The sequence below is a fragment of the Cobetia sp. LC6 genome, assembly GCF_030264805.1.
Taxonomy (GTDB): domain Bacteria; phylum Pseudomonadota; class Gammaproteobacteria; order Pseudomonadales; family Halomonadaceae; genus Cobetia.
The window spans coordinates 140,696-163,292 of record NZ_JASSPL010000001.1; the positions used below are offsets into that span (position 1 = coordinate 140,696).

Consider the following 22,597-nt stretch of genomic DNA (forward strand, 5'->3'; position numbering starts at 1 on the left):
GCGCGAGCACACGTCCCCCGCGCGCGCCCTGATCAATCAGGCCCGTCGCGGGAGACTTGCCACTGGTGAGGCCCTCCGCATCAACCAGTGTGGAAGCGAGGGCCGGTCTCCGGACTGACGCCTGGTGGACTCCAATGGCAGGAGTCTCACCCCCTCATGCGCCTTCCCACCTCCTTCCCTTGGGGGAGGCCTGAATGACAGGACCTCCCGGAGGCAGTGGCTGGCCGTGTCGATCTTGTCGATCGTGGTCGACCTGCATGAGCGTTGCGATCACCGTTGCGGGGGCAGTACGGGGTTTTCACCCGTTTCCCGAACACCCTGGCTTCAACGTGAACCATTGTCTGGGGCGGGGGGGAGGGAGTCAATCGGCAAACCGGCGTTGCGCTGGCTGCCACCCAGGGCCGCTCAGTCGCAGCCATGCAGGGGGAGAAGTCAGAGGGCGAGCAGAGGGTAAGCCAGAGGCTACGTCTCAGGTTGTGCCAGATACGACAACGCCCGCACGGGGCGGGCGTTGTCGAGATGCCAGTCTGGCCAGATAGCGGTGTCGCTCTATAGAAGTTCGCTTGCAAAAGCTTGCTCTACAGTCGCGTGTTCTCTGGCAACTGGCTCACAAGCGATCATCTCTAGAGGGACAGGAACAGACCGGCGAGACTCGCTGACATCAGGTTGGAGAGGGTGCCGGCGAGAATCGCCTTCATGCCCATCTGTGCGATATCACCGCGACGGTTCGGTGCCATCAACCCCAGGCCGCCCATCAGGATGGCGACGGAGGACAGGTTGGCGAAGCCGCACAGCGCGAAGATGATGATGGCTTCAGAGTGCTCGGACAGCTTGATCTGGTGGCTGGCGAGATCGGCGAAGGCGACGAACTCGTTGAGCACCAGCTTCTGACCGATGAAGCTACCCGCCTGGATGGCTTCGTGCCACGGCACGCCGATGACCCAGGCCACCGGGGCAAAGGCATAGCCCAGCAGCAGCTGCAGCGTGATGTCTTCATAGCCGAACAGGCCGCTGACCCAGCCGACGATGATGTTGCCCAGCGCGATCAACGCGATGAAGGCCAGCAGCATGCCGCCGACATTGATCGCCAGCTGCACGCCGGAGGCCGCGCCGGAGGCGGCGGCATCGATGACGTTGGTCGGGCGATCGATGTCCTTGCCCAGTGCTTCTTCGACGCTCTGGGTCTTGGTTTCGGTCTCCGGGATCAGCATCTTGGCCATCAGCAAGCCACCCGGCGCCGCCATGAAGGAGGCTGCCAGCAGGTACTTGAGGTCGATGCCCAGTGAGGCATAGCCCACCAGTACGGAACCGGCTACCGAGGCCAGGCCACCGGTCATCACGGCGAACAGCTCCGAGCGGGTCATGCCGGCGATGAACGGGCGCACGACCAGCGGGGCTTCGGTCTGGCCGACGAAGATGTTGGCGGCCGCGGACAGGGACTCCGGGCGGCTGGTGCCGAGCACCTTCGACAGACCGCCGCCGAGTACGCTGATCACGACGTTCATCACGCGCAGGTGATAGAGCACCGCGATCAGTGACGAGAAGAACACGATGATCGGCAGTACGCGCAGCGCGAACACGAAGCCGCCGCCGCCGAAGACTTCGAACATCTTGTCGCTGACCAGGCCGCCGAACAGGAAGTCCATGCCGACGTTGGCACTGGACATTACGGCCTGTACACCTTCGCTGAGCCCAAGCAGCATGCTCTTGCCAGCAGGCACGTAGAGCACGAAGATCCCCAGCATCGCCTGGATGGCAAAGGCACCCAGCACGGTGCGCAGACTGATGGCGCGTCGGTTTTCAGAGAGAAGGAAGGCAATCCCCAGCAGGGCTAAGATGCCCACCAGGCCCATGACGATCTGCATCAAGCAGCTCCTGAATGCGTAGGTGTTACGTTGAGGACAAGGCAATAGCGCTGGCCACAGGACGTATGGCCAAAACTGGCGCGTACTCTACCAGTATTTTTGCCCTCTGTCGGAGTCTGCCACTAACGTTTGACGCATTTTTTGTGAATCGTGCGAGGCGTGCCTGCGTCAACACGCACGAGGCCCGCCATGAGCGAGCCTCGTGCTTTCCCCTTGGTACCGTCGTGATATTCCGACGTGATGCTGAGTCTATCCCCCTGTCAGGTGCTGGCGCCCGGCAGTCGACTGGCCGGCAGAGGGCCAGACCCCGAGTCCGGCGGCGTCCGTGAAGTCTGTGATGACTTGCCGGCCGTGTCCTTGTCGGCCTGGGGAGTCTCCGTATTGTCGGTCTTGGGCTGGGAAGACTTGTTCAGCTCCGGCGAGTCGGCATGGATCAGGCTGATCAGCGTCTCGCCAGCCTTTGGCTCCAGTGCCACGGCCGTGTTGGCGATCCGGATGCGGCCCTGACTGCTGATGCAGAACAGCGGCAGCAGGCGCTCTTCATGAATCCTGCGGTAATCCTCGAGGCTGAAGCTCTCGGTGATGCGGGCGCGTCGGAACTGTGCACCCTGAGACAGCAGGCTCGCCAGCTTGGCATAGGTGATCTTGCCATCGAACAGCAGCGGCAGATGCCCCAGCGCCTGGTCCTGCTGGCGCTTGGCATTCTTGCCATTGTCCTCGGCGAGTCGGAAGACACGCCCGTGGCCCAGGATGTGCTCGAAGTGCAGCGCGGCCAGGCTATTGAGTTCGCGATAGGGCGACAGCGGCATCAAGTGGCCGATACCGGTCAGCTCGAGATGCTGGGCGGCATGTTCAGACAGCGGGTTGCCGTAGTAGACCGGCAGACCCGCCATGCGCGCTTCCTGCACCGCGTCCCAGTTGGTATCGGTCAGGCGCACCGAGAAGCCGGCGTCGACCAGTTCACGGGCGACCTGGCGTGATACCGAGTTGGCGCCCAGGATCAGGAACCCCGAGGGCGGTGGCTCGCCGACGCCCAGCACCTTGACGATGGGGCGCGACAACAGACTCTGGACCACCACCGTGCCGATGATGACCAGGAAGGTCATCGGTACCAGCATCTCGGCGCCCTCGATGCCCTGGGATTCGAGCTTGAGGGCGAAGAGCGAAGCGACCGCTGCCGCGACGATGCCGCGCGGCGAGAGCCAGGCCAGCAGGGCCTTCTCGCGTAGCGTCAGCCCACTGCCCAGGGTACACAGCCAGACCGTCAGGGGGCGTGCGACCCACATCAACACCGCCAGGAAGATCCACGCCGGCCACGACAGCAGGGACAGCTGCTCGACGGTCAGGCGCCCCGCCAGCAGCAGGAACAGTCCCGAGATCAGCAGAACCGTCAAGGTTTCCTTGAACTCGATGATCTGCTGGGTCGGTACACCGCGCATGTTGGCCAGCCACACGCCCATCACGGTGACGGTCAGCAGGCCGGATTCATGGAACAGGGTGTTGGAGATGGCGAACAGTCCCAGCATCACCATCAGGGTGCCGAAGTTGTGCAGCTTCTGCGGCAGCCAGAAATGACGCAGCACCAGCCCCCAGCACCAGCCACCCAGTGCCCCCATGCCGAGCCCAAGGCCCACTGTCTGGGCGAACAGCAACAGGGTGTGCGAGGCCGCATTGCCGGTCATGCCGAGCGCGACGTACTCGTAGACCAGTACCGCCAGCAGCGCGCCGACCGGGTCGATCATGATGCCTTCCCAGCGCAGGATCTGGGTCAGGTTGCCGCGCGCGCGCAGCGTCTGCAGCAGCGGCATCACTACCGTCGGGCCTGTCACCACCAGCAGGGCGCCGAGCACGGCGGCCATCTCCCAGCGCATGTCGAGCAGATAGTGGGCGGCCACGGTGCCGATCACGCCGGTGATCACCACGCCGGTGGTGACCAGTCGTCTGACGATATGGCCATGGCCGCGCAGGTCCTTGAAGTCCAGCGTCAGGCTGCCCTCGAACAGGATGACCGCCACCGCCAGCGAGACCAGCGGGAACAGAAGGTCGCCGAGCAGCTCATCCGGCTTCAGCCAGCCCGTGACGGGGCCAGCGAGGATGCCGACGATCAACAGCGGCAGGATGGCGGGCAGACGCATGCGCCAGGCCAGCCACTGGCAGCCGAGGGCCATCAGACCGATCAGGGTCAGGGCCAGAGCAGGTTCGGTCATCGAGTGTCTTCCTTGGAGTCAGCGAAAATGAGCGGTGCCACTGTTGCGGTCACCGCTCATCGTTTCGTTGTGTCTCAGCCGTCTGTCAGTGGCCCTTGCTTCTGCTTGTCTGCACAGGCTTGAAGCAGGGGGCAGGCGCCACTCAGGTGCCGCGTGGCAGGCCGAAAGGGCGCAGCCTAGCGATTGATTCCGTGGTATGCAACGTCGCGTTGCCTTATCGCGCTCTCCTCATTTCCTTCCTCTATCGTACCCACGTGATGGCATCGGGCAGATGCCATCACTCATTGGGCGCGACGCAGCAGCGGCAGCAATGCCTGCAGCGGATGCGGCAACTGGCTGCCCGAGAAACGCTTGCTCTGACTGCGGCACGAATAGCCACTGGCGACCAGCTTGCCCTGACTGGCGTCGTCTTCGACCACGGACTTCCACGACAGGTCATAGATGGCACGCGAGGTCTCGAGATTGCGCGCTTCGTGGCCGTAGGTGCCGGACATGCCGCAGCAGCCGGTGGCGATGGTCTCGAGCTTGAGGCCGAAGGCTGAGTAGACCTGCTGCCAGGCCTTGGCCGAGCCCGGAGCATTGGTGCTCTCGGTACAGTGGCTCAGAAGCTTCATGCCCGGGTCCATCTTGCCCAGCACCGTCTTGGTGACGCCGACCGGCAGCAGCTTGCGCAGGCTGATCAGCCATTCCTGCAGCAGCAGGACGTCGGGCACGGCGTCCGGGCCGAGGGTCTTCACGTACTCCTGACGGTAGGTCAGGGTCATCGCCGGGTCGATGCCGACCAGCGGCACGCCGAAGTCGGCGATCGCCTTGAGACGCTCGGCCTGGGCACGCGCGGTACGCTGGAAGGCGCCGGTGAAGCCCTGTACCTGCAGCGGCTTGCCGTTGGGGGCAAAGGGCGCGACGAAGACATGGATGTCGAGTCGCGACAGCAGCTCGATGATGTCGATCACCAGCTGGGCCTCGAAGTGGCTGGTGAAGGCATCCTGCACCAGGATCACGCTTCTGGCCTTCTGAGATTCGGTCAGACGGCCCAGCTGGGTAGGTGTCGCCTCGGACACACCCCAGCTCTTGAGCTGTCTGCGCAGGCTGGCACGTGACAGGCGCGGCGCATCGACCATACCGATCGGGCCTTCCAGCAGACGACTGACCAGGCGATTGGACAGCAGGCCGTTATACAGCGGTGTGACGCGCTCGGCCCACGGCAGCACGAATTCGAGGCTGCCGATCAGGTAATCGCGCAGTGGGCGCTGGTAACGATGGTGATAGACCTCAAGGAAGCGACTGCGGAAATCGGGCACGTTGACCTTGATCGGGCACTGGCCCGCGCAGGACTTGCACGCCAGGCAGCCGGACATCGCTTCGTAGACCTGCTGATCGAAGTTGGCGTCAGACTGACCCTCAGCCTGTGCGGTGCCGGTACGCCGCGCCTTGAGCGAGGCGCTGAGGCGCGCCGGCAGACGTGCCAGCCACATGCCGGTGCCCTTGAAGCCTGGCGTACGCGCAGCCTGGGCCTCGGCGATCACGTCGCGTCCGGCGTTGCCTTCCAGGCGCAGCCACTCACGCATCAGGCTGGCTCGTCCCTTGGGTGAGTGGATGCGCTGGCGGGTCGCCTTCCACGACGGGCACATGGCGTCATTGGGGTCGTAGTTATAGCAGGCGCCGTTGCCGTTGCAGTAGACGGCGCTGGCGTATTCCTGCCACACGCGCTCATCGATATGGCGGTCGAGATCGCCGCGCATGGTCACGTCATCGATACGCATCAAGCGGGGGTCGAAGGCCTCGACGGCGCTGTCAGCGTGATCACGCTTGTCGCTCTCACTGCTCTCTTCGCTGCTCCCTTCGCTGGCCCCAGCGTCACGCTTGCCAGCGTCGTCGACCAGCGCCACTGGCAGGCGCGGGGAGGCGATCTTGCCCGGGTTGAGCTGATTGTGCGGGTCAAAGGCCGCCTTCACATCCTGCAGCGCACCGTAGAGGCTGCCGAAGAAGCGTGGCGAGTACTCTGAGCGCACACCCTTGCCGTGCTCGCCCCACAGCAGGCCACCGTACTTGTGGGTGAGGGCGGCGACCTCATCGGAGATCTCGCGGATCATCGCCTGCTGGGCGGGGTCCTTCATGTCCAGCGCCGGGCGCACGTGCAGCACGCCGGCATCGACATGCCCGAACATGCCATAGCGCAGGCCACGGGCATCCAGCGCGGCGCGGAATTCGGCGATGTAATCGGCCAGATGCTCCGGCGGAACGGCGGTGTCCTCGACGAAGGGCAGCGGGCGGGCTTCGCCGTCGACATTGCCCAGCAGGCCCACCGAGCGCTTGCGCATGCCATAGACACGACCGATCTGCGCGCGACCGCGGGCTTCGGTGAAGCCGAGACGCTCGACGCTGATATCGCTGGCCAGGTGCTCGCTGAAGGCGCGGACCTTGGCATCCAGTACCTCTTCGCTGTCGGCATTGAATTCGATCAGGTTGATGCCGCCGATGGCCGGTGTACCCTCGGCGCTGGCCGGGAAGAATTCCTCGACGCTGTCCCACACGAAGTCCTGCATGGCGAGGTTGAGCACGGTGTCATCCACCGTCTCGATGGAAGTCGGACGATTGCCCTCGACCGCCATCAGCGCCTTGGCGTCGCGCAGTGCGTCCATGAAGCTTGCATAGCGCAGGTTGATCAGCGTCGAGCAGGGTGCGATGGGCAACGCATTCAGCTCGGCCTCGACCACGAAGCCCAGCGTGCCCTCGGCGCCGCACAGCAGGCTGTTGAGGTTGAAGCGACCATCGGCCTCGCGCAGGTGGGCGAGGTCGTAGCCCGTCAGGCAGCGGTTGAGCGGCGGGAAGATGTCGGCGATTTCCTCGGCGCGCTCGTCGGCGATGGCACGTGCGGTGCGGTAGACCTCACCGACGCGATCCTCACGCGCGCACAGTGTCTCGAGCTCGGCGCCGTCGATGGCATGGCTCGTCAGTCGTGTCCCGTCGAGCAGGACGCTGTCGAGCGCCAGCACGTGGTCACGCGTCTTGCCGTATTCGCAGCTGCCCTGACCGGAGGCATCGGTATTGATCATGCCGCCAATGGTGGCGCGGTTGGAGGTCGAGAGTTCCGGCGCGAAGAACAGGCCATGCGGCTTGAGCGCGGCATTCAGCTGGTCCTTCACCACGCCGGCCTCGACGCGCACGCGACGGTTCTCGACATCGATCTCGAGAATGCGGTTCATGTGCCGCGAGACATCCACCAGCACGCCGTCATTGAGTGACTGGCCATTGGTACCGGTACCGCCGCCGCGTGGCGCGAGGGTGACGCCCGAAAAGCGTGGCTCGTGGGAGAGGCGCGCGATGCGCTGGACATCCTCGGCATGGCGCGGGTAGACCACGGCCTGAGGCAGCACCTGATAGAGCGAGTTGTCGGTCGACAACACGGTGCGGTTGGCGTAGTCCGGACTGATGTCACCGGCAAAGCCTGCATCTCGCAGGGCGGCCAGGAAGTCCAGATAGAGGGAATCGACGGGGGCGGGCATATCCAGCAGGCGTTCGGTCATGATCTCGCTCGGGCAGTGAGTCGCGTCAGGCAGGCATCCAGGGCCAATGGGCCTAAGCTTACCTGAGCTGGGCGTGTGGCCCCAGCCCAGCGCGGCATTGCATCACTCGCGAGACGGGAATTCAGGTGAAAGGAGTGAGGAATGACTACGCTGTGAGGAGTCATAAAATCAAGGTGTGTGCGTCAGAATCCAAGCCACAAGGGGGGGGGCGATGTGCACATGCTGCGGGCGATTGTCAGGCGTCAGTCGCCGCTTCAGTGGTACCGTTGGCATCGCAAGGCAGACTGTCACGCCACATCCCCTCTGCTTCTTTCCTTGAAGCTGTCTTCCCCCTTCCGCTGAGTCATCAGGAGTTAGCTTATGACATCGTCCACCTATTCCTCGACCTCCACCTGTCATCGCGAGTCTCGCCAGCCGCCCACGCGATTGGGAGTGCTGGGGGTGGGGGAGTTGGCGGAGTCATTGCTGGTCGCGTTGGCGCGCGGTTGTCAGCGTGAAGGACGTTCGCGGCATGAACTGGAATTTCATCTCTCGCCACGCAATGACGTGCGCAGTCACCGACTGGGCTGGCGCTTCGGTGCCATCCGGCACGTAAGCAATGTTGCGGTGTGCGAAGCCAGCCTGTGCGTGCTGGTCGGCGTGCGGCCGCAGCAACTGGAAGCGCTGGCCATGGAACTGCGTGAAAATCGCGCTCTGAGCAAGGATCATCACCTGATGGTGATGGCGGCCGGAGTTTCACTAACTGACCTGCAGCGTTGGTTTGCACCGGCCAGAGTCGTACGGGTGATGACGGGGCTGGCAGTGTCCGAGGGGCAGAGTGCTCTCACGTTGTACCCGGAAGACTCACTCACGCGAGATCTGCTCGGTCCGGCAGTCCGGCAAGCGGTTGCCTTCAATGAAGAGGCCGCCTTCGAGGCCAGCATGCTGGCAGTCTGCATGAATGCCTGGCAGCTGGCCCAACAGCAGGCGTTGCTTGATTGGTTCCAGACTGTCCCGGGCATCACCGGGCCTCAGGCCCGCCAATTGTTGATGACCCAGATGCGTGATGCCCTTGCGCTGATGGAAGCCCACCCCGATACCCCGCCGGGTGAGCTTGCCTCGCGCATCGGCACACCTGGCACCTGGACGGCACGCGGACTTGAGCAACTAGGGGGCAAGGAAGGTGCTCATCGTCAATGGCAGCAAGTGCTGGAGGGGCTGAGAAGCGAATTGAACTGATTCCAGCGCTGTCGATCATCTCGGGCAGCGAGTCATGTTTTGTTGAACTCGCCTTTCCCATGTCCCGAGTTCCCCGCATGCCGTGATTTTCTTACACTGGCAGTTCATGACATGCCTCGGATATGGCGGTGTGCCTGAGGCATGATCTTTTATATGGACAGCTAGATGAGCCGTTGGCGGCTCATGACATGAGGCAGATGCGAAACATGGGAACCTGGTTGGCAGTAGCAGCGGGCGGTGCCATCGGGGCGCTGGGCCGGTATCTTGTCAGTGGCTGGATCGTCGGCGCCGCCGGGCGTGGTTTCCCGTGGGGGACCCTTGGTGTCAATCTGATCGGCAGCTGCCTGATGGGTTTCCTGTTCATCTGGGTGACCCAGGAACTCAAGCTGGCCCCCGTCTGGCAGGCGATCATGGTGGCCGGCTTCACCGGTGCCTTCACCACCTTCTCCACCTTTGCCCTCGAGGCGCTCAATCTGATGATGAGTGGACGCATGCTGGCGGGGCTGGTCTATGTCGCCGTCAGTGTGGTGGCGTGTCTGGGCATGGTCGCGCTGGGCATGAAGATCGCACGCGTCCTGCTGTGATTCCCGTCGCTGCGCGCGCCAATCCTGTCGCCTGGGCGGCTGCGAAGCAGGGCCTGGCTGAGGTAGACTATTGCGCATAACCTTTCCGCGCCGCGATGCGGCCTGAGTGATCCGACGAGAGAGCCTTCCCACATGCTGGACCCGAAACTTCTGCGCGCTGATCTTGAAGCGACTGCCGAGCGCCTCGCACGTCGTGGCTATCAGCTGGATACCGAAGCCTTTGCCGCGCTGGAAGCGCGCCGCCGTGACCTGCAGGTCGAGACGGAATCCCTGCAGAACGAGCGCAACACCCGCTCCAAGTCCATCGGTAATGCCAAGGCACGCGGCGAAGACATCGCGCCGCTGCTGGCAGAAGTCAGTGATCTGGGCGAGCGTCTCGACGCCGCCAAGTCCGAGCTCAATGAGCTGCAGGCCAAGGCCGACGCCATGGCGGCCAGCCTGCCGAACCTGCCGGACGCCGAAGTGCCGGAAGGCGCTGATGAAAGCGACAACGTCGAGCTGCACCGCTGGGGCACGCCGCGTGAATTCGACTTCGACGTGCGCGATCACGTCGACCTCGGTGAGCTCAAGGGCCAGCTGGACTTCGAGCTGGCGGTCAAGATCACCGGTTCACGCTTCGCCGTGATGCATGGCTCCATCGCGCGCCTGCACCGTGCGCTGGTCCAGTTCATGCTCGACAAGCAGACGCTGGAGCATGGCTACGAAGAATATTACGTACCCTATATCGTCAACCGCGACTCCCTGATGGGCACCAGCCAGCTGCCCAAGTTCGAGGAAGACCTGTTCAAGCTCAACGACGATCGTGATTTCTTCCTGATCCCGACCGCCGAAGTGCCGCTGACCAACATGGTGCGTGACGAGATCATCGACGCCGGCAGTCTGCCGCTCAAGTTCACCGCCCATACCCCGTGCTTCCGCAGTGAAGCCGGTGCCTATGGCCGTGATACCCGCGGCATGATTCGCCAGCACCAGTTCGACAAGGTCGAGATGGTACAGGTCGTCGCGGCGGAGAAGAGCGACGAAGCTCTCGAAGAGATGCGTGGCCACGCCGAAGCTATCTTGCAGGCGCTGGAACTGCCGTACCGTGCCGTGACCCTGTGCACCGGCGACATGGGCTTTGCCGCCGCCAAGACCTACGACCTGGAAGTCTGGCTGCCGAGCCAGGCGACCTACCGCGAGATCTCCTCCATCTCCAACTGCCGTGACTTTCAGGCGCGCCGCATGCAGGCGCGTGTGCGTGTCGAAGGGCAGAAGAAGCCGCAGCTGGTGCATACCCTGAATGGGTCCGGCCTGGCCGTGGGCCGTTGCCTGGTCGCCGTGCTGGAGAACCATCAGAACGCCGATGGCTCCATCAGCGTGCCGCAGGCGCTGCGTGGCTACATGGGTGGAGTGGAAACCATCAACGTCTGAGGTGCGTGAATCGCCGTGGTGGATTCTCGCGACAAGGCCCCCGCTTTCCCATGAAAGCGGGGGCCTTCGTTTATCGCGGAGATAGCGTCCTTGCCCGATCACACCACTCATTGCCCCCTCTGCGTGACTACAACGTAGCATCAGGGTTGTTATTCTTATTGGTTATTTTAGAGAGTGGTTTTTATGCTCTAAAATGCGACCCATCGAAGGCTGCTCCCCAGCCTCGCCGCGTTTGTGGATGTGCCCCATGGAATTTCTCAATCTCTCCTGTGACCCCTCACGACTCCAGTTGTGCCTGATCGGTGGCGGCCAGGAGGCTGTCGCGCTGGCTGAGCGTTTCGCCGGCCTCGGTGCGGACCTGTGTGTCTACGGTGATGCCCGCATGCCGATGCTGGAGACCCTGTGTGGTCGTGAAGGTTGGGAGGTTGCCGATACCCTGTTGCCCGTGCCGGCCCCCGGCCAGCTATGGCTGGTCGCCACCGGCAGCGAAGGGCGCGATCGCGGCATCCTGCGTCATGCGCGCGAGCAGCACGTGATGGTGTTCGCGCCTAGCCACCCCCGGGACTCCAGCGTTCGCCTGCCGCCGCGCCTGGTGGCAGGCGAGGCGGTGTTGCCCGTGAAGGAGGAGGACCGCTTCACGGGCACGCATGGCCAGGTGGCGTTGGTCAGCGCGGGGCCGGGCGATCCAGAGCTGCTGACGCTCAAGGCGCTGCGCCATCTGCAGCAGGCCGATGTCATCATTCACGATCGCCTGGTCAGTCATGAGATTCTGGCGCTGGCCAAGCCACAGGCGCGTCGCCTGTACGTCGGCAAGGCGCGCAGCGATCACAGCGTGCCCCAGGAAGGCATCAATCAGGCGCTGGTGGATTACGCCCGCGCCGGGCATCGCGTGGTGCGCTTGAAGGGCGGTGACGCCTTCATCTTCGGACGCGGCGGGGAAGAGCTCGAGACCCTGGCCGGCGCCGGCATCAGTTTCGAGGTGGTACCGGGTATCACGGCGGCTTCCGGTTGCGCGGCTTACGCGGGTATCCCGCTGACCCATCGCGACCACGCCCAGTCGGTACGCTTCGTCACCGGCCATTTGAAGGATGGCAGCTGTGACCTGGATTGGGAGGCGCTGTCGCGTCCGGCCCAGACGCTGGTCTTCTACATGGGGCTTGGCAGCCTGGGTCTGATCTGCGAGCAGTTGATCGCCAATGGTCTGGCGGCGTCCACGCCGATCGCGCTGGTCGAGCAGGGCACTACCGCGCGTCAGCGTGTGCATGTGGCAACGCTGGCCGACATGCCGGCGCAGATCGCCGGTCAGGGCCTCAAGCCGCCGACGCTGATCATCGTCGGGAATGTGGTCAAGCTGCACGATTCGCTCAAGTGGTTCTCGCCGAATGCCAACAGCAGCCTGGGATGGGAAGATGGCAAGCACCCGACGCCGCTGGCCAATGTGGTATCGATCTAGAGCGACCGTAGCGAAAGCGCTGAAAGCAGCGACATGAGCAGTGACCAGACGCCGCCTCGGTAACCCCGGGGCGGCGTCTTGCGTTGTTGGGCTGGTGATCGCGGGCCTGATCATCGTGCTGGCGCATGGCCGGGCGGCTCTTGGGCCAAGGTCGAGATGACGTGGCATCTGATTGCGCCTATTGTTTCAAGCAATCGTTTGAATTCTGCTGAGCGAAACCCGTCGTTCATCACGGGGTGAGAGGCAAGTCTTTCGCGAAAGCCCTAAGCACATGAGTCAGTGAGGACAGTGATATGGCCAAGTATCAGGCGCCACTCAAGGATGCACGCTTCATTCTCGATGAGGTGTTCGCCGCCGAGCGGGAATGGGCGAGCATGGCAGCCACCGAAGAGGTGAATGTCGAGCTGGCCGAGGCGATTCTCGAGGAAGGTGCGCGCGTGACGCAGGCCGAGCTGCTGCCGCTCAACCTGAGCGGTGATGCCGAGGGCGCGCGCTTCGAGAACGGACACGTCACGACACCCAAGGGCTTCAAGGAGGCCTATCGGGTGCTCGCCGAAGGCGGCTGGATGGGGCTGGGCGGCAATCCTGAATACGGTGGTCAGGGCATGCCCAAGATGCTCACCGTGGCCTTTGAAGAGATGCTCTACGCCACCAATACCAGTTTCGCGCTCTATCCGGCGCTCAATGCCGGTGCCTGTCTGGCGGTGGACAGTCACGCCCCGGAGACCGTCAAGCAGGTGTTTCTGCCGCGCATGTATGCCGGCGACTGGCTGGGCACCATGTGTCTGACCGAGCCGCATTGCGGCACGGATCTCGGCCTGATTCGCACCCGTGCCGAACCCCTCGAGGGCGATGACCCGCTGCTGGGGCTGCCGCGCTATCGTCTCACCGGCACCAAGATCTGGATCACCGGCGGCGAGCACGACATGGTCGACAACATCGTGCATCTGGTGCTGGCCAAGTTGCCGGATGCGCCGCCGGGCACGCGTGGCATCTCGTTGTTTCTGGTCTCCAAGCACCTGCTTGATGCCGACGGCCAGCCGGCGACACCGAATGCGCTCAGCTGTGGTTCCATCGAGCACAAGATGGGCATCAAGGGCAGCGCGACGTGCGTGATGAACTTCGACGGCGCCGAAGGCGTACTGATCGGCGAGCCGCATCAGGGGCTGGCGGCGATGTTCACCATGATGAACTACGAGCGCCTCTCCATCGGTCTGCAGGGGCTGGGGCTGGGCGAGGTGGCCTATCAGAGCGCGATGGACTTCGCCGCCGAGCGCCTGCAGAGCCGGGCACCGACAGGCGCCAAGGCGCCCGACAAGCCGGCCGACCCGATTCTGGTGCATCCTGACGTGCGCCGCATGGCGCTTGAGGTGCGCGTCTGGAACGAGACCGGGCGCGCCTTTGCCGTCTTCGTGGGCCAGCAGCTGGACCGCGTCAAATATCACGCCGATGGCGCGGTGAAGGCCGACGCGGATGCGCTGGTGCAATTCATGACGCCGATCGCCAAGGCGCTGCTGACCGACCGTGGCTTCGATGCCACCGTCATGGCGCAGCAGCTCTATGGTGGCAATGGCTACTGCGTGGAGTGGGGCGCCGAGCAGTACGTGCGCGATGCACGCATCGCGATGATCTACGAAGGTACCAACGGCATTCAGGCGATGGATCTGGTCGGGCGCAAGCTCTACCGCAATCGTGGCGCTCATGTGGCGAGCTTTGCCGCCCTGGTGCGAGCCGAGCTTGATCAGCAGGCCGACGATGCCCAGTCCCGCCCGTTCGCCGAGGCCTGCGAGACGGAGCTTGCGCGTCTGGAGCGAGTATCCGAGCAGTTGCTGGCCCGCGCCGATGACAATCCGGAAGAGCTGGGCGCGGCGGCCTGTGACTTCCTCAATCTGGCGGGGCTGTGTGTCTACAGCTACCTGTGGTTACGCATGGCGCGTGCTGCGGCGCGTGGACTGGCGCAAGCGGGGGCCAGTGGTGAGGGCTTCTATCGCCGCAAGCTGGCGCTCGGGGAGTACTTCGTGGCACGCGTGCTCCCGCGCGCCGTCGCCCTGGAAGCCCAGATCAGTGCTGGCGCCGCGCCATTGATGGCCTTCAGCCTCGAGGATTTCGCGCCGGAGCAATGACGCAAGCCACAAGTCACAAGCCACCGTGACCGTCAGTAGCGTCATATGAAAAGCCCAGCGACCGTGTCAGGTCGCTGGGCTTTTTGTGTTGTCGGAATCCCTGTCCATCGGGCCGTGTCGGCAAGCTTGCATGCCCACTGGCCGCTCATGACCGCTCGGTGGGCTCATCCTGCTTCAGCAGCCAGTCACGCATGGCGGGGAACAGCTCGACCAGCACGAACAGCGGGCCGATCAGCAGCTGACGCAGGTCATCGAGGAAGGCCGGTTTGCGGCCCTCGATACGATGGCCGACGACCTGACCGATCCAGGCGACCACGAAGGCTGCCAGCATCATGGGTGTCACCGGCCAGTTGAGCCCGAGCATCACGAACATCAGCGCCAGGCTTGCCAGAGTCCAGGCGACCATCACGCCAAGCACCCTGAGAGAGAAGCGCGCATAGACGGCCAGGACCGCCAGAGTGACCACGCCACCGGGCAGTATCCATAGACCCAGCCCCGGTTCGCTCGATAGCCCCTGCCCCCCGAGCAGTCTCCACAGCAGAATCAAGCTGGCAGTGAAGATGACAGGCACGCAGACAAGGTGCATACGGATGTTTTCACGATGCTGATGGCTGGCCGCGTAGTGCTCGAGTGCTTCATGCAGACGCCGGTGAGCGGCTGTCTTGACATGAGGGTGCGATAATATACTCATGAGGCATTCTCCAGACAGACATTGAAAATGCCCGCATGCGCAAGTGCGCAGCGGGAACGATGGCGTGTTATGTCAAGGAGCAATGGCGTGAGCCAGCAGGGTCCGGCAACCCTGCTGACTCCTGTCAGCGTAGCGTATTGCCAAGCTGCCAGCCTGTGTCAACACGGAGCTGACTATCGAGTCCGGCGTTTTTCAGGCGTGAAACAAGTGGCCCTGGCCCTTCAGAGGTGAAACTGACCGCAGGCTTCCGGCTGATGCAGGATGGCTTCCAGGCGGATGACGTCACTCTGGCCATCTTCCCGGGGTAGCGTGATCTGCTCGCCAACCGCCATTCCCAGCAGCGCGATGCCCAGCGGCGACATGATGCACAGTGCCAGTGAGGTCTCTTGCTCTTCAGGTTGTGGCAGGTGGCTGCGCAGGGGCATGCACTCACCATCCTCCGGGGTCGGATAGTGCAGTGTCAGCTCGCTATCGCCGGAGCGCGACCCCTTGAGACGCAGGCGGCTACGCATGCTGACGCGGTCTTCGGGGAAGTCATCGGGGGGCACGATCTCTGCCTGGATCAGGCGGCTTTCGAGGCGAAGGGACAGCTCATCATCGTGTTGCTGAGCGTCGATCAGGCGCTGGAGGCGGTCAGCGTCCAGGCGGTTGATGATCAGTCGTTGCCGAGTCATCGTGGGGTTCCTTGTTATCGAGTCACTGCGCGATATCATGCGCAGCAAGACGGCGCCAATCCTGGCTTGGGCAATATGGAGAGACGGACAGGAAATCCATCGGCCGTGATTGTCCATGGATTGTCCGCTAATTAATCCTAGCGGCTTTTGACGGGGTGCGGGAGTCGTCTGATGCCGACAACTTTAATGGCGCTGTCACCCAAGGCTGCCACTCTCACACGAGACTCATCGATGTCGATTCTCTGGATATATCCGCTGGCGGCGCTCGCCGAGATCGCTGGCTGCTTCAGTTTCTGGGCCTGGTGGAAACTGGAACGCAGCCCCGCCTGGCTGATTCCCGGCATGCTCAGCCTGGCGCTGTTCGCCTGGCTGCTTTCACTGGTCGACGTCAGTCACGCCGGGCGCGCCTTTGCCGTCTATGGCGGTGTCTATATCGCCGCGTCCGTGGCGTGGTTGTGGCTGGTCGAGCAGCAATTGCCCAGTCGCTGGGACCTGCTGGGAACACTGGTCTGCCTGGCGGGCAGCGCCATCATCGTGCTGGGCGCCCGTGCGCAATGAGCGTAGATGTCTTTTTTATTAGGATTTTATTAAATAAGTCGGTCGTTGAGCATGAGAGCGCTCATTGTTGGGTATACTGCGCCAGGATGAGGCAATGACCCTCGGGATTCGATCTGACGCAGTGAGGCACCAGCATGCAGTGGGAATGGTTATGGGGGCTGGGCGGCCTTGGCATCGGCGGTTTCATCGGCTTTTGGCTCGGTCGCTGGCGGCCGCGCAGAGAGGAATGGAATCAGGCCGTGCAACCACTGCTATCGGCATTGGTGGAGGCGGAGCCAGACGTTGCGCGTGGTGAGTGGTTGGCGCTTGATCCCTCGCTGCTCGATGCTTTTCGCCAGGTGGCCTCGCGTCGCGAGTTCTATCGCGTCACCAGCGGGATCGAATACGTGAACCTGCAACTCGCCGCGGCGCATGCCGCGCATCATGACCGTGAAGAGCGCCAGCTGTTGATGGATCAGGCGCGTGTCAGTCTGGCCAACCTGCAGGACAGCCTAAGACGACGCTGAGGTTCGTCGAAACGCACGAATGCCGCACCGCGGATTGTCCGGAGGGCGCAAGGCAGAGGACGCAAAGCAGGAGAGAGTAGAGCAGGTTGTGTGCAAGGCAGACTGACGCAGAGCGCGGGCGCGAAGCGGATATGGCAACCGACGGGAAGGTACTGACAAGGATTATGGGTGCAGAAGGCATCAGATGACACGACGCATGCACAATAGACAAAAGCGGGAGAACTTGCTGACTGCGCGAGGCAGCTGGGGAACATCAGCAGAGTATGCTGATGGTGCGGAAGGGGGGACTCGAACCCCCACACCTTGCGGCACCAGAACCTAAATCTGGCGTGTCTACCAATTCCACCACTTCCGCGAGAAGCAGGCCTGCATTTTACCCGTGATGCCTTTCAAGTCAATCGCTTGTATCGATTATCACCGGAATTTTCCCGTCTTGCGCCGCGCCTTCAGCGCTTCACTTCGCCATAACATGCTCGCTACGTGATTCCAGCCCGCAGGGCAGTTGCAGATAGCTGGCGGCGCGCTCGGCGGCGTGGCGTGTATTGGAGAGGTCTTCATCGCACATCCACGGCACGACCCCCAGGCAGGGAGCCCGCAGCGTGCGTGACAAGGTTGCCATGTTGTCTTCGCTGACCTCGATATCCGCTTCCAGATGGTTGATGACGTAGCCGGCGATCTCCAGCCCATCGCGCTCGATGGCTTCAAGTGTCAGGCGCGCATGATTGATGCAGCCCAGGCGTAGGCCGACGACCAGAATCACCGGCAAGCCCAGTTCGATGGCCAGGTCCGAGAAATCCTCATCATCGTTCAGCGGTACCCGCCAGCCGCCAGCACCTTCCACCAGCAGCAGGTCGCGCGGTGCACTCGTCCGCTGGCCTCGCACATGCGCCGCGATTTTCGCCACCTCGAGCTTGATGCCCACCTGACGCGCGGCGATATGCGGCGCGATGGCTGGCGCGAAGCGCCAGGGGTTGATGCTTTCATAATCGGCTTCCGGTTCGCACTGTGCCTGCAATGACAGGGCATCGGCGTTGACCAGGCCGTCGTGATTCTCGAAGCAGTCAGAGGCCACGGGCTTGAGGCCCAGCGTGGTCAGGCCGCGCAGGCGAGCACGTGCCAGCAGGGCGCTGGCGATGAAGGTCTTGCCGATTTCGGTATCGGTGCCGGTCACGAAGGCGGCGATGCCATGTTCGCCTCGTGCAGGCAAAGCAGTGTCCCGTGTCGAGCTGTCCGCGGTTTTCATATCAGTTTTCATTGTATCCGAGCGAGGCAGGTAATTGCCTTCAAGCAAAGTATCAGTGTTATCCGCACGCAATTCTGAGCGGTTTTTCGAGCACAAGTTCAATGACTTGATAGCTTACAGGCAACCCCTTTGCGGTACGTAGCGTTTCATGTCGCGCCTTGGCCTGCTGCACCTCGGCACGTGTCAGGCGCCGGCCAGTGGCGGTCTGCGCCCCGATGCCCTTGATCGAGGCCATGACCGCGGCGACATCGGGATAGTGAAATACCCGCGGGCGTAACTGCCAGTGGCAGCGCAACCCGGCGGCTTGGGCATGGCGTGCAAGGTGGGCGGCGCTGGGGAAGTGACGCACGGATTCATCTGCGCGCTGCCAGGCGTGGCGTACTTCCTTGAGAGTGCCGGGCCCCAAGGTGTTGATGTGCGCTCGAGCGCCGGGTTTCAAGGTACGTGACAGTTCGACGAGCCATTGCCGAGGGCTATCGCACCATTGCACGGCCAGGCTCGAGAACACCAGGTCCAGACTCGCATCGGCCAGTGGCAGGCGCTCGGCATCTGCGCGCAGCCAGTGCAGACGTTCAGGGCTGCCACTCGCAAGCTCGCTTGTCTGGCGTACGGCTTCACGCAGCATCTCAAGCGAAAGATCCAGTCCCATACAGCAAGCCTCAGAGTAGCGCTGCGCCAGTTCGAGGGTCCAATGCCCGGGCCCACAACCGAGGTCGAGCACACGGGCGGCGGGCGGCAGCTGCTCAGGGAGCGACGCGAACAGGGTGGCCGCCATGGCGTGCTGCGCCTGCGCCAGAGTGAGGTAGTCGGCAGCGCCGCGGTCAAAGGCGCGGGCAATCTGCTGGCGGCTCGGGGTAGGCGCAAGTGCAGGCGTGAGCGGGGGCGTTGCAGGTTCAGTAGGCGGCACGCTGACGGCTATCGACATCTCAGGCCTCCTCGCTGATGTGCGTGGCGTGTGTGGCGAGGCCCATGCGCGCGAGCAGGGCATCGGCAAGTGCCTCGGTCGCGCTCAATGGCAGGCAGTGGCCCCCCTCGAATTCGGCAACCACCTGGCCCTGCGCGCGCAGCGCTGCACTCAGGCCCGGCGCCAGTAGCGGGTCCTGCTTGCCGAGCCAGAACTCGAGCGGTAACTCTGATGGAGGCGCCAGCGACATCTGGCGACTGGCCAGTTCCGATAGTCCTGCCGCCAGCACTGCTTCGCAACTGACGGGGTGGCGTCCGATCAGTTCGCGCAACTGTCTGAGGCAGTCACGTGCAGAGGTCTCACCACTGGCCTGCCAGCGCAGAAAGTGTTGCCAGCTGGCCGCGGGGTTGCGCGCGTAGGCTTTACGGAAGTCCTCCAGCACCTCTGGTGCCAGGGCGGGAATCATCTGCTCAGCTGCGGCCTGATCGATGAAGCTTGGCCCCATGGACAGCGAGACAAGGGCGGCCGGCGCCTGCTCCTTCGCCAGCGCCTCGGCCCGCAGGGCGCCAAGCGACCAGCCCAGCCACAGGGTGTCGGCGCCGCCCAGTGAGGCGTGCGAGGCGGACGGTTCTGCGCCTGCCCGTGACTCGGCTTGCGGGCCTTCTTCTGGCCAATCCGGCGCGATGATTTCCAGCGGGTGCCTTTCAGCTTCATCATCCGTCTCAGTGACGTGAGCGAGGCGTGCATGCAGGCAGGTGATCAAGGGCTGCCAGATGCGTGCATCAATGCCCCAGCCGCTGAACAGCACCAGACGAGTCAGCGTCATGGCGTGACTCCTTCTGAGCTGATGGTTGGGGAAACCGAGCGGGGCTGGGCCTTTTCCGTTGCCAGTACCGCTTCGAGAGTCTCAAGCAGTGCCGCGATATCCTCGGCAGTGTGCTCGGCGGAGAAGGTAAAGCGAAGGCGCGAGCTGCCTGAGGGCACCGTGGGCGGGCGGATGGCCGAGACCAGCACGCCGCGCTTGCGCAGCGCCGTGCTCCAGGCCAATGCCCGTGTTTCGCTGCCCAGAATCAGTGGCTGAATCGGGGTCAGCGGGGCGGAGGATGAAATGTTCGTGTCGGCTGGCGTCAGCCCGAGCGCGAGCCCACTGCCCGCCAGCAGATGCGTACAACCCTCACGGAACTGCTGCACGCGAGCCTGCAACTGCTCACGGCGCTGCGGCTCGCGCGCGACGATTTCCAGCGCCGCCAGGGTAGCGGCGGCGACATGCGGCGGTTGCGCGGTCGTGTAGATGTAGGGGCGTGCCAGCTGAATCAGACTTTCGATCAGCGCATCGCTGCCGGCGACGAAGGCGCCGCTGCTGCCGAGCGCCTTGCCCAGGGTGCCGACCAATATCGGTACGTCAGCCAGCGGGGTAGCGCGCCCGACCAGGCCTTCGCCATGCTCGCCCAGCACGCCCAGTCCGTGGGCATCGTCGATCATCAGCCAGGCGCCGTGTCGGGCGCAGGCCTGGCTCAGGCCCGCGATATCGGCGCAGTCGCCATCCATGCTGAACACGCCATCGCTGATCACCAGCTTGTCGTTGGAGCGGGAGCGCGCCAGCTGACGCTCGAGGTCTTCAAGATCGCGATGGTGGAAGCGACGCGAGCGTACGGCAGTGGTGCCGGAGGACGCCAGGCGCGCGCCGTCGAGGAGGCTGGCGTGATTGAGGCGATCATGGAAGATCTCGAGGCTGCGACCGGCCTCGCGCGAAGCACTCGCCAGCGCATCGATCACGCCCAGATTGGCCATGAAGCCGGTAGAGAACAGCAGCGCGCGCGGCCGCCCGGTCAGCTCGGCCAGGCGAGCCTCCAGCTGGTGGTGAGCGCTCTGGTGGCCATTGACCAGGTGAGCGCTGCCGCTGCCGACACCGAATTCACGCGCCGCGCGACAGCCGGCTTCGACCAGTGCCGGGTGGTTGGCCAGCCCCAGATAGTCGTTGGCGGTAAAGTTGAGCAGCCGGCGCGCCTCTGCATCGGCTACCTGCCCGGCGAGGCTGACGTGGGGCCCTTGTGGGGAGTCCAGCGTCAGGCGCCGGCGATAGCGGCCGACCCGCTCACGCTGAGTGAGCAGGTCCTCCAGATGCGTGAAGCTGGCGCTGGACTGAGGGCTGAAGCGCGCGCTGGCGGGCGTGTCGGTGGCCACGAGCGATCAGACCACCAGGCCGCAGGGCTTGCGTCCGCGAACCTGGCCTTCGCTGCTGGCGGGCGTTGCCTCGCGCGTGGCGTCATAGAACAGGCTGCCCTCGACATTGGCGCGTGCCTTTTCTTCCATGGCGGCCTTCAGGGCGGCCTCGCGCACTTCGTCACTGGCGACTTCCTGGCGGGTCTCCGGGTGCAGGCCGAGGCGCTCGAACAGCTCGCGGTCACGGTTGGCCTGCGGGTTGCCGGTGGTCAGCAGACGCTCGCCATAGAAGATGGAGTTGGCACCGGCGAGGAAGGCCAGTGCCTGGGTGGAATCGTCCATCTGCTCGCGGCCGGCGGACAGGCGCACATGACTCTTCGGCATCATGATGCGTGCCACGGCGATGGCGCGGATGAACTCGATGGGATCGAGGTCATCGACATTCTCCAACGGCGTGCCCGCCACCTTGACCAGCATGTTGATCGGCACCGATTCCGGCTGCGGCTCCAGATTGGCCAGCTGACGCAGCAGGCCGGCACGGTCGGTGGTGGTCTCACCCATGCCGAGAATGCCGCCGGAGCACACCTTCATGCCGGCTTCGCGCACGCTGGCCAAGGTGTCCAGGCGCTCGCTGTAGCTGCGCGTGGTGATGATCTCGCCGTAATACTCCGGTGAGGTGTCCAGATTGTGGTTGTAGTAGTCGAGGCCGGCATCCGCGAGCTTCTTGGCCTGATCGGTATCGACCATCCCCAGCGTCATGCAGGTCTCGAGTCCCAGCGATTTCACCTGACGCACCATCTCGGTGACCACCTCGAGGTCGCGCTCACGTGGGCTCTTCCAGGCTGCGCCCATGCAGAAGCGGCTGGCGCCGGCGTCCTTGGCGGCACGCGCCTGCTCGACCACCTTCTCGATCTCCATCAGCTTTTCCTTGCCGAGGCCGGTGTTGTAGTGGCCGGACTGCGGGCAGTACTTGCAGTCTTCCGGGCAGGCGCCGGTCTTGATCGACAGCAGGGTGGAGACCTGCACCGCATTCGGGTCGAAGTGCTGGCGGTGCACCTGCTGGGCACGGAACAGCAGGTCATTGAAGGGCAGGGCGAACAGCGCCTCGATTTCCGCGACACTCCAGTCATGGCGTACCACGCTGTCATCGGCAGGCGCAGGGATATTCGTGGCTTGTGTGGTCACGCGGGAGGCTTCTACGGTCATGAGCTTGAGGTCCTTCATCAGGCGGGCAGAGCGAGAGCGCGCTGAGCCGCTCATCCGTGAGTGAGTTTGGGAGTCGGCAGCCGAGCTGGCAAGTGGCCAGTCAACGCATCGAATAAAGTCAGGTTAACTGAGATGATAGAGTTTCCGCGGATGCTGTCAACGATGAGGAGTCTGCTGGTTGACCACTGGCAGTTGTCGCGACCCTGTGCCTTCTGTCAGCGTCAGCTGACGACAGCCATGCCTAGCGTGACCGAACGACAGAGCG

17 protein-coding genes, 1 tRNA gene and 1 riboswitch are annotated in these 22,597 nt (G+C 63.7%); of the genes, 7 read left to right on the top strand and 11 right to left on the bottom strand.

The genetic code is table 11. The features are described 5' to 3' along the window. Positions 1-83 precede the first annotated feature (83 nt). A riboswitch (cobalamin riboswitch) is annotated at positions 84-336 on the bottom strand. A 287-nt stretch (positions 337-623) separates the two neighbouring features. The 3 genes from QQF40_RS00645 to QQF40_RS00655 all read right to left on the bottom strand — a co-directional run bounded on the left by QQF40_RS00645 (position 624) and on the right by QQF40_RS00655 (position 7,599). Then, positions 624-1,865, bottom strand: coding sequence for a NupC/NupG family nucleoside CNT transporter (locus tag QQF40_RS00645; RefSeq protein ID WP_175088280.1), 1,242 nt, complete (start codon positions 1,863-1,865; stop codon positions 624-626). A 260-nt stretch (positions 1,866-2,125) separates the two neighbouring features. After that, entirely contained in the window at positions 2,126-4,072 is a 1,947-nt protein-coding gene (locus QQF40_RS00650; protein WP_285460134.1) for a cation:proton antiporter, read from the bottom strand. A gap of 281 nt (positions 4,073-4,353) precedes the next feature. Beyond that, positions 4,354-7,599: an FAD-binding and (Fe-S)-binding domain-containing protein gene (locus tag QQF40_RS00655; RefSeq protein ID WP_285460135.1), complete on the bottom strand. Its 3,246-nt coding sequence runs from the start codon at positions 7,597-7,599 to the stop codon at positions 4,354-4,356. 360 nt (positions 7,600-7,959) lie between these two features. Between QQF40_RS00655 and QQF40_RS00660 the strand changes: the two genes are divergently transcribed. The 5 genes from QQF40_RS00660 (at position 7,960) to QQF40_RS00680 (ending at position 14,387) form a co-directional block, all read left to right on the top strand. Next, positions 7,960-8,817, top strand: a complete 858-nt coding sequence (locus QQF40_RS00660; protein WP_175088277.1) for a hypothetical protein — start codon at positions 7,960-7,962, stop codon at positions 8,815-8,817. A gap of 197 nt (positions 8,818-9,014) precedes the next feature. Beyond that, positions 9,015-9,401 carry a fluoride efflux transporter CrcB gene (crcB, locus tag QQF40_RS00665; protein ID WP_285460136.1) on the top strand — a complete coding sequence of 129 codons (387 nt, stop codon included), beginning with the start codon at positions 9,015-9,017 and terminating at the stop codon, positions 9,399-9,401. A 132-nt stretch (positions 9,402-9,533) separates the two neighbouring features. Beyond that, the gene (serS, locus tag QQF40_RS00670) at positions 9,534-10,811 is read left to right on the top strand and encodes a serine--tRNA ligase (protein WP_176676351.1); all 1,278 of its coding nucleotides are present in this window, start codon (positions 9,534-9,536) and stop codon (positions 10,809-10,811) included. Positions 10,812-11,058: 247 nt separating this feature from the next. Further along, positions 11,059-12,264 carry a uroporphyrinogen-III C-methyltransferase gene (cobA, locus tag QQF40_RS00675; RefSeq protein ID WP_348994685.1) on the top strand — a complete coding sequence of 402 codons (1,206 nt, stop codon included), beginning with the start codon at positions 11,059-11,061 and terminating at the stop codon, positions 12,262-12,264. Positions 12,265-12,557: 293 nt separating this feature from the next. After that, positions 12,558-14,387: an acyl-CoA dehydrogenase C-terminal domain-containing protein gene (locus QQF40_RS00680; RefSeq protein WP_175088274.1), complete on the top strand. Its 1,830-nt coding sequence runs from the start codon at positions 12,558-12,560 to the stop codon at positions 14,385-14,387. A 145-nt stretch (positions 14,388-14,532) separates the two neighbouring features. On the opposite strand, the gene QQF40_RS00685 is transcribed toward QQF40_RS00680, so the two are convergent. Beyond that, complete coding sequence (locus QQF40_RS00685; RefSeq protein WP_175088273.1) at positions 14,533-15,078, bottom strand: Mpo1 family 2-hydroxy fatty acid dioxygenase; 546 nt, start codon at positions 15,076-15,078, stop codon at positions 14,533-14,535. Between the two features lie 221 nt (positions 15,079-15,299). Next, positions 15,300-15,752: a GreA/GreB family elongation factor gene (locus tag QQF40_RS00690; RefSeq protein WP_175088272.1), complete on the bottom strand. Its 453-nt coding sequence runs from the start codon at positions 15,750-15,752 to the stop codon at positions 15,300-15,302. A 171-nt stretch (positions 15,753-15,923) separates the two neighbouring features. Here QQF40_RS00690 and QQF40_RS00695 point away from each other — a divergent pair, with 171 nt between their 5' ends. Both QQF40_RS00695 and QQF40_RS00700 read left to right on the top strand, forming a co-directional pair. Then, positions 15,924-16,310 carry a YnfA family protein gene (locus QQF40_RS00695; protein WP_352230709.1) on the top strand — a complete coding sequence of 129 codons (387 nt, stop codon included), beginning with the start codon at positions 15,924-15,926 and terminating at the stop codon, positions 16,308-16,310. Positions 16,311-16,549: 239 nt separating this feature from the next. After that, entirely contained in the window at positions 16,550-16,816 is a 267-nt protein-coding gene (locus QQF40_RS00700; protein WP_285460137.1) for a hypothetical protein, read from the top strand. Positions 16,817-17,086: 270 nt separating this feature from the next. Here QQF40_RS00700 and QQF40_RS00705 read toward each other — a convergent pair. The 6 genes from QQF40_RS00705 to bioB form a co-directional block, all read right to left on the bottom strand. Then, a tRNA-Leu gene (locus QQF40_RS00705) sits at positions 17,087-17,171 on the bottom strand. Positions 17,172-17,270: 99 nt separating this feature from the next. Next, positions 17,271-18,059 (bottom strand): dethiobiotin synthase, encoded by a 789-nt coding sequence (gene bioD / locus QQF40_RS00710; protein WP_175088270.1) that lies wholly within the window; start codon positions 18,057-18,059, stop codon positions 17,271-17,273. 58 nt (positions 18,060-18,117) lie between these two features. After that, on the bottom strand, positions 18,118-18,984 hold the full coding sequence (locus QQF40_RS00715) for a methyltransferase domain-containing protein (protein WP_285460138.1): 867 nt from the start codon (positions 18,982-18,984) through the stop codon (positions 18,118-18,120). 1 nt (position 18,985) lies between these two features. Beyond that, entirely contained in the window at positions 18,986-19,789 is an 804-nt protein-coding gene (locus QQF40_RS00720) for an alpha/beta hydrolase family protein (RefSeq protein ID WP_285460139.1), read from the bottom strand. After that, positions 19,786-21,147 carry an aminotransferase class I/II-fold pyridoxal phosphate-dependent enzyme gene (locus QQF40_RS00725; RefSeq protein WP_487886066.1) on the bottom strand — a complete coding sequence of 454 codons (1,362 nt, stop codon included), beginning with the start codon at positions 21,145-21,147 and terminating at the stop codon, positions 19,786-19,788. The genes QQF40_RS00720 and QQF40_RS00725 overlap by 4 nt, the downstream gene beginning before the upstream one ends. Before the next feature lie 6 nt (positions 21,148-21,153). Next, on the bottom strand, positions 21,154-22,332 hold the full coding sequence (gene bioB, locus QQF40_RS00730) for a biotin synthase BioB (RefSeq protein ID WP_285460140.1): 1,179 nt from the start codon (positions 22,330-22,332) through the stop codon (positions 21,154-21,156). Positions 22,333-22,597 lie beyond the last annotated feature (265 nt).